We start from the raw sequence: 15951 nt of genomic DNA on the forward strand, positions 1-15951 counted from the left end.
CGGGGTTGGGACGGGTTCAGGGGGCGGTGACCACGGCGGCGGAGTTGAATCCGCCGGCGCCGCGGGCCAGCACCAGGGCGGTGCGGACGGCGGTGGGCCGGGCCGTGCCGAGGACCAGGTCGAGGTCGAGGCCGGCCGCCGGGGCGTCGACGTTGACGGTGGGCGGCAGGACCTGGTCCCGGATCGACAGCAGCGCCGCGGCGAGGTCGAGCGAGCCGCCGCCGGCGTAGAGCCGGCCGGTCATGGTCTTGGGGGCGGTGACGGGGACGCCGTGCGGGCCGAAGACGGCGCCGAGCGCGGCGGCCTCCTGCCGGTCGAGCTCGGGCACGCCGGCCGCGTCGGCGAACACCACGTCGACCTGGTCGGGCGTCACCCCGGCCTCGGCGAGGGCGAGTTGGATCGCGCGGCGGAGTCCGGGCTCCTGCCCGCTGCCGGGCCGGGGGTCGAAGGTGGCGGCGTAGCCGGCCAGCCGGCCGTAGACCCGGGCGCCGCGCTCCGCGGCGGAGCCCTCGCTCTCCAGGATCAGGATCGCGCCGCCCTCGCCCGGCACGTAGCCGTTGGCGTCGGCGGAGAAGGGCAGGTAGGCGCGGGCCGGGTCGGGGTTGGTGGAGAGCCGACCGCCGGCCAGCTGCGCGGCCCAGCCCCAGGGGCAGATCGAGCCGTCGACGCCGCCGGTGACGATCAGCCGGCTGCCCTTGCGGAGCTGGCGGCGGGCCTGGGCGACGGCGTCGATGCCGCCGGCCTGCTCGCTGACGATGACGCCGCTGGGGCCGCGCAGGCCGTGCCGGATGGAGATCTGGCCGGTGTTGACGGCGTAGAACCAGGCGAAGGACTGGTAGGCGGAGACGTACTTGCCGCCTTGGCTCCAGAGCGCCTGGAGTTCGCGCTGGCCGAACTCGAAGCCGCCGGCCGAGGCGGCGGTGACCACGCCGGCCGCGTACGCGGGGAACTGCTCGGGGTCGAGGCCGCTGTGGCCGATGGCCTCCTCGGCGGCGACCAGGGCGAGCCGGGTCATGTGGTCGGTCTGCGGGAGCAGCCGGTTGGGGATGCGGGCGGCGGCGTCGAAGCCGGGGACCTCGCCGGCCAGCGTGGCGGGGTACTGGCTCGCGTCGAAGCGCTCGACCGGGCGGATGCCGCTGCGGCCCTCCAGGGTGGCCCGCCACCAGTCCTCGGTGCCGAGGCCGTTGGGGGCGGCGACGCCGATGCCGGTGAAGACGGCGGCGGTGGTGGCGGCGGGGCGCTCGATCAGCGCGCCCTGGGGGGTGGTCATGCGGTCCTCCGCTCGGGTCGGGTGAGCACGATGGCGCTCTGGAAGCCGCCGAACCCGCTGCCCACGCTCAGCACGGTGTCGATCTTCCGCTCGCGGGCGGTGATCGGGGTGTAGTCGAGGTCGCACTCGGGGTCGGGCTCGTGCAGGTTCGCGGTGGGGGGCACCACGCCGTGCTCGATGGCCAGGGCGGAGGCGGCGATCTCCAGCGAGCCGATGGCGCCCAGCGAGTGGCCGATCATCGACTTGATGGAGCTGACGGGGGTGGCGTAGGCGTGGTCGCCGAGGGTGAGCTTGAAGGCGGCGGTCTCGTGCCGGTCGTTCTGCTTGGTGCCGGAGCCGTGGGCGTTGATGTAGTCGACGGCGGTGCCGGGCAGCCGGGCCTCGTCGAGGGCGACCCGGATCGACTCGGCCATCTCCTTGCCGTCGGGGCGCAGCCCGGTCATGTGGTAGGCGTTGGAGCGGGTGGCGAAGCCGGCGATCTCGGCGTAGACGTGCGCGCCGCGGGCCCGGGCGGCCGTCAGCTCCTCCAGGACGAAGATCGCGGAGCCCTCGCCGAGCACGAAGCCGTTGCGGGTCCGGTCGAACGGCCGGGAGGCGTGCTCGGGGTCGTCGTTGCGCGGCGAGGTGGCCTTGATGGCGTCGAAGCAGGCGACCGAGATCGGCGAGATCGGGGCCTCGGTGGCGCCGGCGATCATCACGTCGGCGCTGCCCTCGCGGATCAGTTCGACGGCGTGGCCGACGGCGTCCAGGCCGGAGGTGCAGCCGGTGGAGACCACGCCGGCCGGGCCCTGGGCGCCGACGGTCCAGGCGACCTCGGCGGCGAAGGAGCTGGGCACCAGATAGTCGAACAGGTGCGGGACGGCGTAGCGGTGGTCGACCAGCCAGCCGCGGCCGCCGTCGCTGACCACGTTGTACTCGGTGTCCAGGCCCATGGTGGCGCCGACCGCGCTGCCGACGGTGACGCCGGTGCGGAACGGGTCGAGGGCGTCGAGGTCGAGTCCGCTGTCGGCGACCGCCTCGCGGGCGCCGACCACGGCGAACTGGGCCGCCCGGTCCATCCGGCGGATCTCCTGCGGGCTCAGTCCGGCGGCGACCGGGTCGAAGTCCGCCTCGGCGGCGATCCGCGAGCGGAACGAGGAGGCGTCGAAGAGCGAGATCGCCCTGGTGGCGGTCCGGCCGTCGGTGAGCAGGGACCAGAACGCCTTCGTCCCGATGCCGCCGGGTGCGACGACGCCGATCCCGGTGATGACCACTCGCCGGCTCATGGCCGCCTCCCCTGTTTGGTGTTCACGCCCGTTCCTCTCCTTTCGGTGGTTCTGCCGAGCCGTGCCGCGCCAGCCTGCGCGGCCGGGCTCAAGCCGCGCTCGACATCGGACGGGACGCCGCTCGCAGTCCGTCCAGCACCTCGGCGAGCAGCTCCGGGGCCTCCCGTTCGCGGAAGAACAGGTGGCCGCCGGGCACGGTGCGCAGCTCGAAGCCGCCCGGGGCGTACCGGCTCCACCGGGCGACGCCGGCCGGCGGCGCGATGGTGTCGCCCTCGCCGGCCAGCGCGAGCAGCCGGCCGTGCAGCGGGCCGCCGCCGACCGCGCAGAGCGCCTCGCCGAGCCGCAGGTCGTCGCGGAGCGCGGGCAGCACGCGGCGGCGCCACAGCCCGGTCTGCCGGTCCTCCTCGACGGCGCCGGGCGGCAGCAGGCCGTGCTCGACCAGGCGGTGCAGCAGTTCGGTGTCGGGGAGGGCGGCGGCGCTGAGCACCGGCGAGCGCAGGTGCGGGGGCAGGACCGCGCCGACCGCGACCAGGTCGGGCTGCGGCCGGCCGGTGCGCTGGAGTTCGCGGGCGTAGCTGTAGGCGACCAGGCCGCCCAGGCTGTGCCCGTAGAACGCGAACGGACGGTCCGTCAGCGGGCCGATCAGGGTGTCGAGTTCGGCGATCAGCCGGTCGACCTCGGCGATCAGCGGGCCGTGGTCGGTGATCCGCCGCTCCCTGATCCGCTGTCCGCGGCCGGGCAGCAGCAGCGGCACCACCTCGGCGACGGGGCCGATCACGGACCGCCAGCGGGCGAAGGCGGAGACGCCCGCCCCGGCGTGGTGGAAGCAGATCAGCCGGGGCGGGGGCGGGCCGCTCACTCCTCGACCAGGGCGACGGCGCGGGTCCAGCCGGCGCCGGCGCCGGCGATCTTCACCGGGAAGCAGGAGACCCGGAAGCCGTGCGCGGGCAGCGCGTCGAGGTTGGCGAGCCGCTCGACCTGGCAGTACTCGCGGCGGCGGCCGGCGAAGTGGGCGGGCCACAGCACGGACCGGTCGCCGGTCTCCTGGTAGGCGCGGATCATGTGGCCGAACGGGGCGTCCAGGCTCCACGCGTCGGTGCCGATGACCCGGACCCCGAGGTCGAGCAGGTGGTCGGTGGCGGGGCCGTCGAGGCCGGCGAAGTCGGTGAAGTACCGGGGGGTGCCGGCGTGCCGGGCGGCGCCGGTGTGCAGCAGCACGATGTCCAGCGGGTCGGGCTGCCGCCCGGCCTCGGCGATCGCCTTCTGGAGCCGGTCGACGCCGATCACGCCGATGCCGACGTCGGTGACGTCGAGCACCAGGGCGGGGCGCAGGAACCAGTCCAGCGGCATCTGGTCGATGTGGCGCGGCACCCCGTAGTCGCCGACCGAGCCGTAGTGCGAGGGCGCGTCGACGTGGGTGCCGGTGTGGCTGGTCAGGGTGAGGGTGTCCAGGGACAGCAGCTCACCGCCGGGCAGGTCGGACGGGTCGAACTCCAGGCCGAAGTGGAGCTTCATCTCCTCGGCCATGTGCCGGGCGCCCTCGGCGGGCGTCATGATCTCGTGGACGATCGGGTCCGGCTCCCAGCCGGCCGCGTCCACCGGGGACGACAGGTCGATGATCCGCAACTTCTCCCCCACGCTCGGGATCGGGTTCCGTCGCCGGCGGGCGGCGGAAGGCGTGGGCGCACTGTGCTGGCGCCGCCTGGAGCCCCGTTCGAGAACGGGTGGGGCGGCGCCCGGCACCGACCGGGTCGGTGCCGGGGCACCGGCCGGGGCGGCGGCCGGTACCGTCAGGCGGCGAACAGGTCGAGGATCGGGGTGCGCTGACGGGGGATCCGGTCCAGGACCGGGTCGGCGGCGAGCATCGCCTGCTGGAGCTTGCGGACCCGCGGCGACGGCTCCAGGCCCAGTTCCTCCACCAGGCGCCCCCGCAGCCCCTGGTAGACCTCCAGTGCCCGGCCCTGCCGGCCGGAGCGGTAGAGCGCCACCATCGCCTGGGCGTGCAGGCCCTCGTGCAGCGGGTGGCGGACCGTCAGGCCGCGCAGTTCGGCGATCAGGTCGGCGTGCCGGTCCAGCCGCAGGTCGGCCTCGATCCGGCGCTCCAGGGTGCGCAGCCGGCTCTCCTCCAGCCGGGCCAGCTCGATGTCCAGGATCGGGCCGACCTTGACGTCCACCAGGGCGGGGCCGCGCCACAGCGCCAGCGCCTCCCGGTAGATGACCGCGGCCGCCTCGTCGTCCCCGTCGTCGGAGGCGTCCCGGCCGAGCTCGGCGAGCCGGTCGTACTCGTGCACGTCGACCGCGCCCGGCTGGACCTCCAGCAGGTAGCCGCCGTGCCGGGTGACGAGCACGTCCTTGGCGCCGATCGCGGCGTCCGGGCCGAGCGCCTGGGCCAGCAGGCGGCGCAGGTGCAGGATGTAGGTCTGCAGAGTGGTGAGGGCGCTGCGCGGGGCGTCCATGCCCCACAGCTCCTCCAGCAGGGTCGGGACCGGCACGACCTGGTTGGCGTACAGCGCCAGCAGCGCGAGGATCTGCCGGGGCTTGCCCGCGCTGGGCACGATCGATCCGTGCCTGGTCTCGGCTTCGAGGGGACCGAGCACTCTGATGTCCATGGGTGTTCCCTCCGTCTGGTGTCCGCGGCGGGCCGGGCAGTAGCAGGACGGGCCGCGAGCGGCGGGGCCGGTCGGGCTCCACCGCCCCAACAGACTCCCCCGGCACCCTCGCACCGGGCCAGTGCCAGGCTCCCGAGCCCGGCGTGCGTTTCCACCGACGCCGACCGTGAATCCTTCATACCGAGCTCATGAGGCTGGCACTGGCCGCCCGGACCGCCCGAGCAGAAGACTGGTCCCAGGTCGAGCGAACGCCGACCCGACCACGACCAGGGGGAGAGACCAATGGGTGCCGCCGCGTCCGTCACGGGCCACAGCGACGATCTGCTGATCGAGGACCTGAGCCACAACTCCCCGGCCGGCGCCGTTCCTTCGGGCGGCCCGGGGATCCTCTGCTTCTGCCGCGCCGCCGACTCCTTCACCGGCGCGCCCGCCGAGTCCGCCGCCGGGCGCCGGGCATGACGGGGCTCCTCGGCCCGGCCGACCCCGACGGGTTCCTCGCCTTCCAGCCCCACCTGAGCGTGGAGCCGATCCCGGGCGAGGCCGTCTACCTGATATCGGACCAGCAGGTCACCGCCCTCCACGGGGCCCAGATCGCCCGGCTGGCACCGCTGTTGGACGGGACGAGGAGCCTCGGCGACCTGCAGCGGGACACCGCGGGGCACCTCTCCGCGGAGCAGACCGCGCAGTTGGTGGACCGGCTCCGGCGAGCCGGTCTGGTGTGCGAACGGCCGGCCGGCCGCCCGACGCCGCAGGAGGGCTACTGGGCGGCGGCCGGGCAGGACGGCCAGCTGACGGGCCGCCGGCTCCGGGCGGCCTCGGTCGCCGCGCTCGACGCGTCCGGCGACGACCCGGCCGAGCTGCGCGGCGCGCTGGACGCCGCGGGGCTGCGCACGGTGGCCGACCCGGACGGCGCGGACCTGACGGTGGTGCTCTGCGAGGACTACCTGGACCCGCGGCTGGCCGGGGTGGACGCCGCGCACCGGGCGGCCGGCCGGCCCTGGCTGCCGGTCCGGACGGCCGGCGTGGAGTCCTGGATCGGCCCGTTCTTCGGCGACGCCGAGGGACCGTGCTGGTCCTGCCTGGCGGACCGGCTGTGGCGCGGCCGCCAGGTCGAGGCGCACGTGCAGCGCTCGCTGGAGCGCAACGGCCCGGCGCCGCGCCGGGACTGCTCGCTGCCGGCGGCCCGCACCGCGGCGCTGCAGCTGGCCGCGCTGGAGGCCACCAAGTGGCTCGCCGGGCACCGGTACGAGGGCCAGCGGGCGCTGTGGTCGCTGGACACCCTGACCCTGGAGGGCCGCCGCCACCCGGTGACCCGCCGCCCGGAATGCCCGCAGTGCGGCGACCCGGGCCTGGTCGCGGCCCGGATCTCGGCCCCGGTGGTGCTGCGGTCGCGGCCGAAGCTGCACACCGGCGGCGGTGGCCACCGGGCGCTGTCGCTGGCCGAGGTGATGGCCCGCTACGGCCACCACGTGGACCCGCTGACCGGCCTGGTGAAGGAGATCCGCCGGGACCCGCGCGGCCCGGCCGGGCTGAACTGCTTCCACGCCGGGATCAACCCGGTGGGCGGCGCCCGCGGCCTGGCCTCGGTCCGGGCGGGGCTGCGCGCCAACGCCTCGGGCAAGGGCGCGACGCCGCTGCAGGCCGAGGTCGGGGCGCTCGCCGAGTCGCTGGAGCGCTACTCGGGGCACCTGCAGGGCGGCGAGCCGATCGTCCGCGGCCGCTACCGGGACCTGGCGGCGGACGCCGTCCACCCGGACGCGGTCCAGCTGTTCGACCCGCGGCAGTTCGCGGACCGCGCGCGGCACAACGCCGAGCAGGGCGCCTTCCACCAGATCGCCGACCCGTTCGACGAGGACGACGAGATCGACTGGCTGCCGGTGTGGTCGCTGACCGAGCGGCGGCAGAAGCTGCTGCCCGCCGCCCTGCTGTACTACAACGCCCCGCAGCGGCCCGGCCGGCGCTACTGCCTGGCCTCCTCGAACGGGGCGGCGGCCGGCGGCACCCTGGAGGACGCGGTGCTGCAGGGCTTCCTGGAGCTGGTGGAGCGGGACGCCATCGCGCTGTGGTGGTACAACCGCACCGTGCAGCCCGGGGTCGACCTGGACGCCTGCCGCGACCCGTGGGTGGCGCAGGTCCGCGAGCTGCACGCCTCGCTGCACCGCGAGGTGTGGGCGATCGAGCTGACCAGCGACCTCGGCATCCCGGTGGTGGCGGCGTTCTCCCGGCGCACCGACAAGCGGGCCGAGGACATCATGCCCGGCTTCGGCGCCCACCTGGACCCGGAGATCGCGCTGCGCCGGGCGCTGGCCGAGGTCAACCAGCTGCTGCCGAACGTGGTGGACGCGCGGGCCGACGGGACGGGCTACGGTTTCACCGACCCGCAGGCGCTGGACTGGATGCGCACCGCGACCGTGGCCGAACTCCCTTACCTGGTGGCCGATCCGGCCCGCCCGGCCGCGCTGCCCGCCCCGGCCCCGTTCGGTCCGCACGCGGACCTGCTGGACGACGTGACGGCCGCCGAGCGGCTGGTGCGCCGGGCCGGGACGGAGCTGCTGGTGCTGGACCAGACCCGTCCGGAGGCCGGCCTGCCGGTGGCGAAGGTCGTGGTGCCGGGCCTGCGCCCGCACTGGAACCGGTTCGCCCCCGGCCGGCTGTTCGACGTCCCGGTCCGGCTGGGCCGGCTCGCCGCGCCGACCCCGTACGACCGGCTCAACCCGGTCCCGCTGTTCGTCTGATCACCCTGACAGCCCGTCATGCCACTGGCACCATCTGCACCACCGGCACCGCCCGCACCACCCCGCAGCACCCCCGCAGGACCCCGCACCGCCCCGTCCCCGTTCCTCCCGACTGCACACACCCGTGTTCGTCCGACCCGCGCGCGACCCGCGTCTGGATGGCCCATGCGTATCGACAACCTGGCAGCCCCGCAGCTCAGCGAACTCTGGTCGCTGCGCGAGGACACGTGCGTGGAGAGCGACGGCGAGGCCGGCACACTGACCGTCCAGAGCCGTTGGGGCAGCGTCGAGTTCGAGGACCCGGACCCGGCCCTGCGGATGGCGCTGGAGCGGATGACGCTCGGGCCGGTGTCGCTGAGCAACGTGCTGCCCGGCTTCCCCGGCCTGTGGGAAGTCGACCGGCCGGGCGGGCACGACCCGGCGGTCTCCCGGCTGCTGCACGACCTGGACCGGGTCCGGGACAGCCTGGTGCGCTCGCTGGCGCTCGGCGGCACGCCGGTGCTCAGCGTGGTCCCGCTGGCCCGCGGCGCCTGGTTCACGCCCCGCCCGGCGCCCTCCGACCGGCCGTGCCGGCTGTCCCGGTTCACCGTGATGCGCTGGGCCGAGGGCGGGCTGCGGCTGGAGTCGCCGCTCGCCCACCACCGGGTGCAGCTGCACCGCTCCGAGGCGGTGCTGCTGCTCGGCATGCTCGACGGCAGCGCGCAGGGCGGCGGGCCCCGGCTCGACCCGGAGCTGGCCGGCACCGCGATCGGCTACCTGCTGGCCGCCCGGATCGCGGTGGTCGCCGAGGACGGCCCCGACGGCGCGGCGGCCTCCCCGCCCCGGTTCGCCGAGGACGAGGACCCGCGGCTGGTCGGCTGGTCGCCCGACGACCTGATGGTGCACTCCCGCAGCCGGCTGGGCCGCACCGACGGCGCCTTCGGCGCCACCCTCGCCCACCTGGACGCGGGCCGGGCCGAGCCGGTGGTCAAGCCGCTGGCCGGCCGCCCCCCGATCACCCTGCACCGGCCCGACCTGGACGGCCTGCGGACCCGGGACGAGCCGTTCACCGCGGTGCTGGAGCGCCGCCACTCGGTGCGCGCGTACGGCCCGGAGCCGCTGACCGAGGAGCAGATCGGCGAACTGCTGTTCCGCGCCTGCCGGGTGCGCCCCGACGACGGCGGCGGGAGCACCGGCTTCGCCTGGAGCAGCCGCCCCTACCCGAGCATGGGCTCGGTGTACGCGCTGGAGCTGTACCTGGTCGCCGGCACCGGCACCGCCCTCGCCCCGGGCGCCTACCACTACGACCCGCTGGGCCACCTGCTGGAGCCGCTGGAGGCGCAGCCCGCCGACACCGCCGAACTGCGGCTGGGCGCGCAGACCGCGCTGGGCGCGGACCGGCCGCCGCCGCTGCTGCTGGTGATCACGGCCCGGTTCCGCCGGGCCACCCACGCGTTCAGCGGGATCGCCTACACCAGCCTGATGAAGGACGTCGGCGTGCTGCTGCAGAACCTCTACCTGGTGACGACCGCGATGGGGCTGGCGCCGTGCGCGCTGGCGACCGGGAACTCGGACACCGCCGCGCGCGCCTTCGGGCTGGACTGGCCGGTCGAATCCAGCGTCGGGGAGTTCGTGGTCGGAGTGAAACCGCCGCGCACAGACCCGGACGCGACCTAGCACCGTCCCGTACGATCCGAGGCAGCGGGAGCCCGTCCGAGTGTTCTGGGGGAATCAGTGAGCGAGAGCGCGTCCTGGCCGGTGTCCGACCCCGAGGGGAAGCAGATGGCGCCCAGGACGGCGGTCGCCATCACCGCCGCGGTGTTCCTCGGGTACACCGGGGTCGCCACCAGCTACGTCCTGGCGCTGCATCCGAGCGGGCTGCTGCTGGGCGGCACCGTCTTACTGCTGCTGCTCCTCCTCGGCATCCAACTGGTGCACTCCTTCCCGAGGTTGGCGCCCGCACTGGCCTCGCGCTGGCAGCTCACGCTGGCGCTGCAGGCACTGATCACCTACGTGCCGCTGCTCTTCCTCGGCCCGCTGTGGATCGGCATGCCGAGCTTCCTGGCGGCCTCGCTGCTCCTGCTGCTGCGGCCGGCCTTCGCCTGGCCCGGGTTCGTCGCGGTGGTGGTGGTCAGCAACGTGCTGATGCTGTGGATCGGCGACGGCCTGGGCGAGACCTTCTACATCTCGGTCGCCACCACCACCAACGGCCTGGTGATCTACGGCCTTTCGCGGCTGACCGACCTGGTGATCGAGGTGCACCGCTCGCGCGCCGAACTGGCCACCCTGGCGGTGGCCCAGGAGCGGCTGCGGTTCGCCCGCGACCTGCACGACCTGCTCGGCTACAGCCTGTCCGCGATCACCCTGAAGTGCGAGCTGGCCTACCGGCTGGTGCCGTCCCAGTCCGAGCTGGCCCAGCAGGAGTTGACGGAGATCCTGCAGACGGCCCGTCAGGCCCTGTCGGACGTGCGGGCGGTGGCCCGCGGCTACCGCGAGATGTCGCTGGGCGCGGAGGCGGAGAGCGCCAAGGCGATGCTGGCCACCCTCGGGGTGCGCTGCACGGTGCGGCTGGACTTCGGGCTGCTGCCGCAGCAGGTGGAGACGGTGCTGGCGACGGTGCTGCGGGAGGGGCTGACCAACATGCTCCGGCACAGCAAGGTCGAGGAGTGCGAGATCTCGGCGGTCCGGGACGGCCGGACGGTCCGGTTCCGGCTGGCCAACGACGGGGTGGGGCGGGCGGTCCCGGCCCAGGCGGACCGGGAGCACGCGGACCGGGTGCGGGACACCGCGGGCGGCTCCGGCATCGGCAACCTGACCACCCGGGTCCGGGAGCTGGGCGGCGCGCTGACCGCCGGCCCGCACGGGCAGGACTGGTTCGTGGTGTCGGCGGCGATCGACCTGGACGCGGCGGCGCTGGCGCTGTCCGGCAGCGGCAGCCGGCGGGGTGCGGCGGCGCCTGCGGCGGCCTGCTGAGACCGCCGCGGGGGCGCCGCGGGCGGCTCAGAGCCAGCCGGCGTCCCGGGCGATCCGGATCGCGTCCACCCGGTTGCGGGCGTTCAACTTGCCGACCACGGTGGTCAGGTAGTTGCGGACCGTCCCGGCGGACAGGAACAGCTTGGCGGCGATCTGACCGGCCTCCATGCCGTCGGCGGCCAGCCGCAGCACCTCGCGCTCGCGCAGGGTGAGCGGGGAGGTCTCGGCGTCCAGCGCGGCGACCGCCAGCGCCGGGTCGATGGCCCGGCCACCGGCCGCCACCGTCCGGATGGCGGCGGCGAGTTGACCCGGCTCGATGTCCTTCAGCAGGAAGCCGGCCACGTGCGCGGCCATCGCCCGGCGCAGGTTGCCCGGCCGGCCGAGGCTGGTGAGGATCAGCGTCCGGCACTCCGGCACCGCCTCGGCGAGCTGCCCGGCGGCGGTGATGCCGTCCGTCCCGGGCAGGTCGATGTCGAGCACGGCGACGTCCGGCGCGGTCTCCTTGGCCCGCGCCACCACCTCGTCGCCCGAGCCGAGGTCCGCCACCACCTCCAGGTCGGGCTCCAGTTGGAGCAGCGCGACCAGCGCGCGGCGGAGGACTTGCATGTCCTCCGCGATCAGAATTCGAATCACCGTTTCCCCCGGTTTCACACAGCGTGCGTGATCTCCCAGAACAATAGCGACAACCGGGGTTGCGGAGCCGGTCCGAGGGGGGCTTTCTCAGCCACCGGTCCGCAGCAGCCGCACCACCTCCCCGAGGAAGCCGTCGTCGAGCATGGTGGCGACCGAGGTGTCCGCGACGCCGCGGTGGCCGGCGTCGTGGCAGGCGATGGAGACCAGGTAGCCGCGCTCCAACCGGTGGGTGCCGAACGCCCATTCGTCGTAGGCGGCGGGGCCGCCGTCGGGGGTGAGCAGGGTGGCGTCGTCGGGGCCGAAGCCGAACTCGGTGAAGCCCAGCCGCATGCCCTGCCCGAGGGCCTTGGTGTACGCCTCCTTGAGGGTCCACAGCCGCAGCAGCCGCCGCTCCCGCTCGGGTTCGGGCAGCGCGCCCAGCCAGCGCCGCTCGGCGGGCGTGCACAGCAGGCGGCGCATGTCCTGGTAGCGGACCTTGCGGTCGGCGAGCTCGGTGTCCACGCCGATCCGGCCGCGCCGGTTCAGGCCGACCACGATCAGGTCCCGGGTGTGGCTGATGCTGACGTCGACCTGGTCGCAGCCGCGCAGGTAGGGGCGGCCGCCGGGCCGGTAGCCGAGTTCGACGGCGTCCGGCGGCACCTGCAGGGCCGCCCCGGCGGCGTACCTGACCAGCAGGCGGGAGGCGGCGAACCGCTCCCGGGTGCGGGCCCGCTCCAGGGTGCCCAGGCGCTGCCAGTCCCGGCTGCCGAGGACGGCCCGCAGCTCGGGCTCGGCGAGCACGGCGTCCTGCCACTGCTCGGTGTAGGCGTGCACCACGGCGTGGCCGTGCCAGGACATCGCCTGCCGCACCCGCAGCCAGGGGGCGCGCGGCCCGGGCATCAGCAGCGGCACCCCCACCTCGGCCCGACGGTCCGTCATCCGGCGCCTCCTTCGGCGAGCGGGGTGTCGTGCAGGTCGTAGGAGCGGCCGCCGGCCAGCCGGTCGAGCAGCTCCGCGTGCAGCCGCCGGACGCACTCCTCGGGCGGCGGGCCGACCGGCAGGCCGAGCCGGCGGCCGAGCCGGGTCAGCGCCAGCACCGCCCAGGCCGGGTCGGCCAGGAAGCCGCCGTCCGGCACCGCGGCCTCCCAGGCGCCGAGCACCGCCCCGGCGGCGGCCAGCAGCGCGTACCGCTCGACCTGCGCGCACCAGGTGGGGCTGGCCAGCGCCTCCGCGCTGTCGGCGGGCAGCGTCAGGCAGCGCTCGCGCAGGTCGGCCAGCTCGTCGGCGAGCGCCCCGGCGAGGGTGGCCAGCCGGTCGCCGAGCGGCCCGGCGGGCGGCCGGCCGGCGAGCCGGGCGGCCGCCCCGGCCAGGGTGGCGGCCAGGAAGTCGGTGCCGCCGGCCACCGCGAGGGCGCCCAGGTCGAGCGGCGGCAGCGGCTCGGCGAAGGCGTACAGCGCGGCCGGCGGTTCGGCCGCCCGGAACCAGGACCGCCGTGCCAGCAGCGGGAGTTGGGGGATCAGCACGGCCTGGCAGGCCGCGGTGCCGACGTGTCCGAGCCCGGCCGCGGGCAGGTCCCGGAGCAGCTTCTGCAGGCTGCCCGGGCCGCCCTCCCGGTCGTACCCGGCGGCACCGAGCACGGTGGACAGCTCCTCGACGTCCTCCTGCAGCAGGTCCGGCACCAGGTACTTGACGGCGGCCGCGCCGAGGTGGGCACTGTCCGGCAGCAGGTGCAGGGCGCGCAGCACCGCGGTGGCGGTCGCGTCGGAGAGCAGCAGGTCGGCGAACACTCCGGCCAGCAGCGCCCGTTGGCGCGGCCCGGCGGGTCGGCCGGCCGCCCCGGTGCCGGCCCGGACGGCGGCCCGCAGCACGGTGTCGGCGGCGGCCAGCACCAGGGCGGGGATCAGGCTGCGGTTCAGCTGGAAGGTCCGCAGCGCCAGCCGGACGCCCTCGCCCGCCGCACCGACCCGGGCGCCGGGCGGCACCGCGAGGTCGGTGAACTCCAGCCCGGCGAAGTGGCAGCCGCGCAGGCCGGTGCCGACCCGGCGGGGCAGCACGGCGAGGCCGTCGCCGGCCCGGTCGGGGTCGACCAGCAGCACCGAGTGGCTGCCGCCGGGCCCGCCGGTGGCGGCGTACACCACCACCGCGCCGGCCCGCCCGGCGTTGATCACCACGTCCTTGCGGCCGCGCAGCCGGTAGCCGTCGCCGTCCGGTTCGGCGGTGAACTGGCCCTGCCACATGGCGTTGCCGTGCGCCAGCTGGTGGTGCGCGATCGCCACCGGGCGGCCGTCCAGCAGCAGCCGGGCCAGTCGGCGGCGCTGCGGGCCGTCGCCGGCCGCCCAGACCGCGGCGGCGGCGAACAGCGAGGTGATGCCGTGGCCGAAGCCGAGCGACACGTCGCGCCGGAACACCGGCCGCAGCACCCGGGCCAGCGCGTCGGCGCGGTCCAGCCGCCCGCCCAGCTCGACCGGGACCAGTTCGGCGCCGAAGCCGCCGTCGTGGAGCACCGCGACCGCCCCGGCGGCGAGTTCGGCCCGCTCGTCGGCGGCCATCAGCGCCCGGAACCCAGCCGGGTTGGCCGGGTCGCCGGGGTCGCCGAGCCGGCGCTCCCACTCCGCGACCCGGGCCCGGACCCGCTGCTCGGCCGGGTGCACGGCGCGGCCGGCGCCCGCCCCCGGGTGCGGCGGGGCGCAGCCGGCCGCCGCCCGCACCCGCTCGACCACGCTCACGGGACCACCACCCGGCCGGGCCGGTCCGGGACCGGCAGGCCGGCGTCCAGCCCGGCGTCGAGTTCGGCGTAGACGGGCCGCAACTCGCCCTCCAGGAACAGCCGGCGCATCGTCGAGCGGCGGACCTTGCCACTGGTGGTGCGGCGCACCGAGCCGGGGCGGACCAGCAGCACGCCGGCCGCGGTGGCGCCGAACTCCTCGGCCAGGCAGCCGCGCACCCGGGCGGCGAGCGCGGCCAGCGCGCCCGCGTCCCGGCCGGGGTGCCGGACCTCCTGGACCACCACCAGGCGGTCGGGCTCGTCGGCGCCGAACACCACGGCGGAGGACAGCCGTTCGCCGCAGTCGATCAGCCGGCGCTCCATCTCCTGCGGGTGGACGCTCTGCCCGGCCACCACCACGGTGTCCTTGAGCCGGCCGGTCAGGTACAGCTCGCCGGCCCGCAGCACGCCGAGGTCGCCGGTGCGCAGGAAGCCGCGGGCGCCGCCCGCGGTGACGGCGCCGAACACCTCGGCGGTCTCCAGCGGCCGCTGCCAGTAGCCGGCCGCCACCGCCGGTCCGCGCACCCACACCTCGCCCTCGACGCCCTCGGGCAGCTCGGTGCGGTCGGCGGGGTCGACGATCCGGACCTCGCCGCCGCGCGGCGGGCCGCAGCTGACGACCCGTCGGGTCGGCAGCGGTCCGCCGGCCGGCACCCCGGTCGCGGTGCGGACCGGCCCGGTGCCGCCGGTGGCGACCAGCAGGGTCGCCTCGGCCAGGCCGTACCCGGCGACCATCGCGCCGGGCCGCAGCCCGGCCGCCGCGAACCGGGCGGTGAACGCGTCCACGGTGGCCGCGGAGACCGGCTCGGCGGCGTTGACCGCGCACTCCCAGCGCGACAGGTCGAGGCCGGCCAGTTCGGCGTCGGTGACCTCGGCGGCGCACCGGGCGTACGCCGAGTCGGGGGCGGCGGCGACGGTCACCCCGTGCGCGTCGATCGCCTCCAGCCAGCGGGCCGGGCGGGCGACGAACAGCCGGGGCGGCATCAGCACGGCGGTGGCGCCCAGCCAGAGCGGGTGCAGCAACTGCCCGATCAGGCCCAGGTCGTGGTAGCAGGGCAGCCAGCCGCCGATCCGGGACCCGGCGTGGGTGCCCAGCGCCCGCTGGACCTCCGCCATGGTGGCGAGCAGGTTGGCGTGGGTGACCTGGACGCCGCGCGGGGCGGCGGTGGTCCCCGAGGTGTACTGGATCAGCGCGACGTCGCCGGGCGCCGGGCGGACCGGCTCCCAGGGCGCGGCGCCGGCCGCGGGCTCGGGCAGCGGGCGGTCCACGGCCAGGCAGAGCACCCCGCCGCGCCCGGCCTCGGACAGGCTGCGCGACACGTCGGCGGCGGACCCGGCCTCGGTGAGGACGACCGGCACGCCGGTCTCCCGGGCGATCGCGGCGGTCCGCTCGGCCGCGGCCGGGGACGCCGAGGGCGGCGGCACCGGCACCACGACGGCGCCCGCGTACAGGCAGCCGACCACGGCGACGGCCAGGTCGGCGCCGGTCTCCAGGGCCACCATCACCGGGCGGCCGGCCACCCGGTGCCCGGTCAGCCAGGCGCCCAACTGCCGGGCGCGCCGGTCGAGTTCGCGGTAGCTGAGGATATGTGGAGCGGTTCCCGGCCCGGCGTCGCGGAGCGCGACGACGGCGGGGCCGTCGCCCGCCCGGGCGAACACCTCGGCCAGGGCTCCGGTCAGGGTCGCCGACTCCCGCATCCTGCACCTCCGGTGGTTCCGTCGCCGGTCCGCGGCTCGGACCGTG

General features: G+C 76.1%; 13 protein-coding genes. 4 read left to right on the forward strand and 9 right to left on the reverse strand.

What is annotated here, in order from left to right; all coding sequences use genetic code 11:
• Positions 1 to 16 precede the first annotated feature (16 nt).
• The 5 genes from ACIOHG_RS23345 to ACIOHG_RS23365 form a co-directional block, all read right to left on the reverse strand.
• Positions 17 to 1270 carry a ketosynthase chain-length factor gene (locus ACIOHG_RS23345; protein WP_400953517.1) on the reverse strand — a complete coding sequence of 418 codons (1254 nt, stop codon included), beginning with the start codon at positions 1268 to 1270 and terminating at the stop codon, positions 17 to 19.
• A complete protein-coding gene (locus ACIOHG_RS23350; protein ID WP_400953518.1) occupies positions 1267 to 2535 on the reverse strand; it encodes a beta-ketoacyl-[acyl-carrier-protein] synthase family protein in 1269 nt (422 codons plus the stop codon). Before ACIOHG_RS23350 ends, ACIOHG_RS23345 begins: the two co-directional genes overlap by 4 nt.
• 88 nt (positions 2536 to 2623) lie before the next feature.
• Positions 2624 to 3394 carry a thioesterase II family protein gene (locus ACIOHG_RS23355; protein WP_400953519.1) on the reverse strand — a complete coding sequence of 257 codons (771 nt, stop codon included), beginning with the start codon at positions 3392 to 3394 and terminating at the stop codon, positions 2624 to 2626.
• Positions 3391 to 4161, reverse strand: coding sequence for a cyclase family protein (locus ACIOHG_RS23360; protein ID WP_400953554.1), 771 nt, complete (start codon positions 4159 to 4161; stop codon positions 3391 to 3393). The genes ACIOHG_RS23355 and ACIOHG_RS23360 overlap by 4 nt, the downstream gene beginning before the upstream one ends.
• Before the next feature lie 164 nt (positions 4162 to 4325).
• Positions 4326 to 5144 carry a BTAD domain-containing putative transcriptional regulator gene (locus ACIOHG_RS23365; protein WP_400953520.1) on the reverse strand — a complete coding sequence of 273 codons (819 nt, stop codon included), beginning with the start codon at positions 5142 to 5144 and terminating at the stop codon, positions 4326 to 4328.
• A 282-nt stretch (positions 5145 to 5426) separates the two neighbouring features.
• Between ACIOHG_RS23365 and ACIOHG_RS23370 the strand changes: the two genes are divergently transcribed.
• The 4 genes from ACIOHG_RS23370 to ACIOHG_RS23385 all read left to right on the forward strand — a co-directional run bounded on the left by ACIOHG_RS23370 (position 5427) and on the right by ACIOHG_RS23385 (position 10831).
• Complete coding sequence (locus ACIOHG_RS23370) at positions 5427 to 5603, forward strand: hypothetical protein (protein WP_400953521.1); 177 nt, start codon at positions 5427 to 5429, stop codon at positions 5601 to 5603.
• Positions 5600 to 7879 (forward strand): TOMM precursor leader peptide-binding protein, encoded by a 2280-nt coding sequence (locus ACIOHG_RS23375; protein ID WP_400953522.1) that lies wholly within the window; start codon positions 5600 to 5602, stop codon positions 7877 to 7879. Before ACIOHG_RS23370 ends, ACIOHG_RS23375 begins: the two co-directional genes overlap by 4 nt.
• A gap of 165 nt (positions 7880 to 8044) precedes the next feature.
• Positions 8045 to 9535: a SagB family peptide dehydrogenase gene (locus tag ACIOHG_RS23380; protein ID WP_400953523.1), complete on the forward strand. Its 1491-nt coding sequence runs from the start codon at positions 8045 to 8047 to the stop codon at positions 9533 to 9535.
• 57 nt (positions 9536 to 9592) lie between these two features.
• Positions 9593 to 10831, forward strand: coding sequence for a sensor histidine kinase (locus tag ACIOHG_RS23385; RefSeq protein WP_400953524.1), 1239 nt, complete (start codon positions 9593 to 9595; stop codon positions 10829 to 10831).
• A gap of 27 nt (positions 10832 to 10858) precedes the next feature.
• On the opposite strand, the gene ACIOHG_RS23390 is transcribed toward ACIOHG_RS23385, so the two are convergent.
• The 4 genes from ACIOHG_RS23390 to ACIOHG_RS23405 all read right to left on the reverse strand — a co-directional run bounded on the left by ACIOHG_RS23390 (position 10859) and on the right by ACIOHG_RS23405 (position 15905).
• A complete protein-coding gene (locus tag ACIOHG_RS23390) occupies positions 10859 to 11464 on the reverse strand; it encodes a DNA-binding response regulator (RefSeq protein ID WP_400953525.1) in 606 nt (201 codons plus the stop codon).
• A gap of 87 nt (positions 11465 to 11551) precedes the next feature.
• Positions 11552 to 12382: a 4'-phosphopantetheinyl transferase family protein gene (locus tag ACIOHG_RS23395; protein ID WP_400953526.1), complete on the reverse strand. Its 831-nt coding sequence runs from the start codon at positions 12380 to 12382 to the stop codon at positions 11552 to 11554.
• Complete coding sequence (locus ACIOHG_RS23400; protein ID WP_400953527.1) at positions 12379 to 14169, reverse strand: acyl-CoA dehydrogenase; 1791 nt, start codon at positions 14167 to 14169, stop codon at positions 12379 to 12381. The genes ACIOHG_RS23395 and ACIOHG_RS23400 overlap by 4 nt, the downstream gene beginning before the upstream one ends.
• Positions 14166 to 15905: a fatty acyl-AMP ligase gene (locus tag ACIOHG_RS23405; RefSeq protein ID WP_400953528.1), complete on the reverse strand. Its 1740-nt coding sequence runs from the start codon at positions 15903 to 15905 to the stop codon at positions 14166 to 14168. Before ACIOHG_RS23405 ends, ACIOHG_RS23400 begins: the two co-directional genes overlap by 4 nt.
• Between the last annotated feature and the right edge of the window lie 46 nt (positions 15906 to 15951).

The sequence above is a fragment of the Kitasatospora sp. NPDC088134 genome (assembly GCF_044741705.1).
In the GTDB taxonomy this organism is placed as follows: domain Bacteria; phylum Actinomycetota; class Actinomycetes; order Streptomycetales; family Streptomycetaceae; genus Kitasatospora.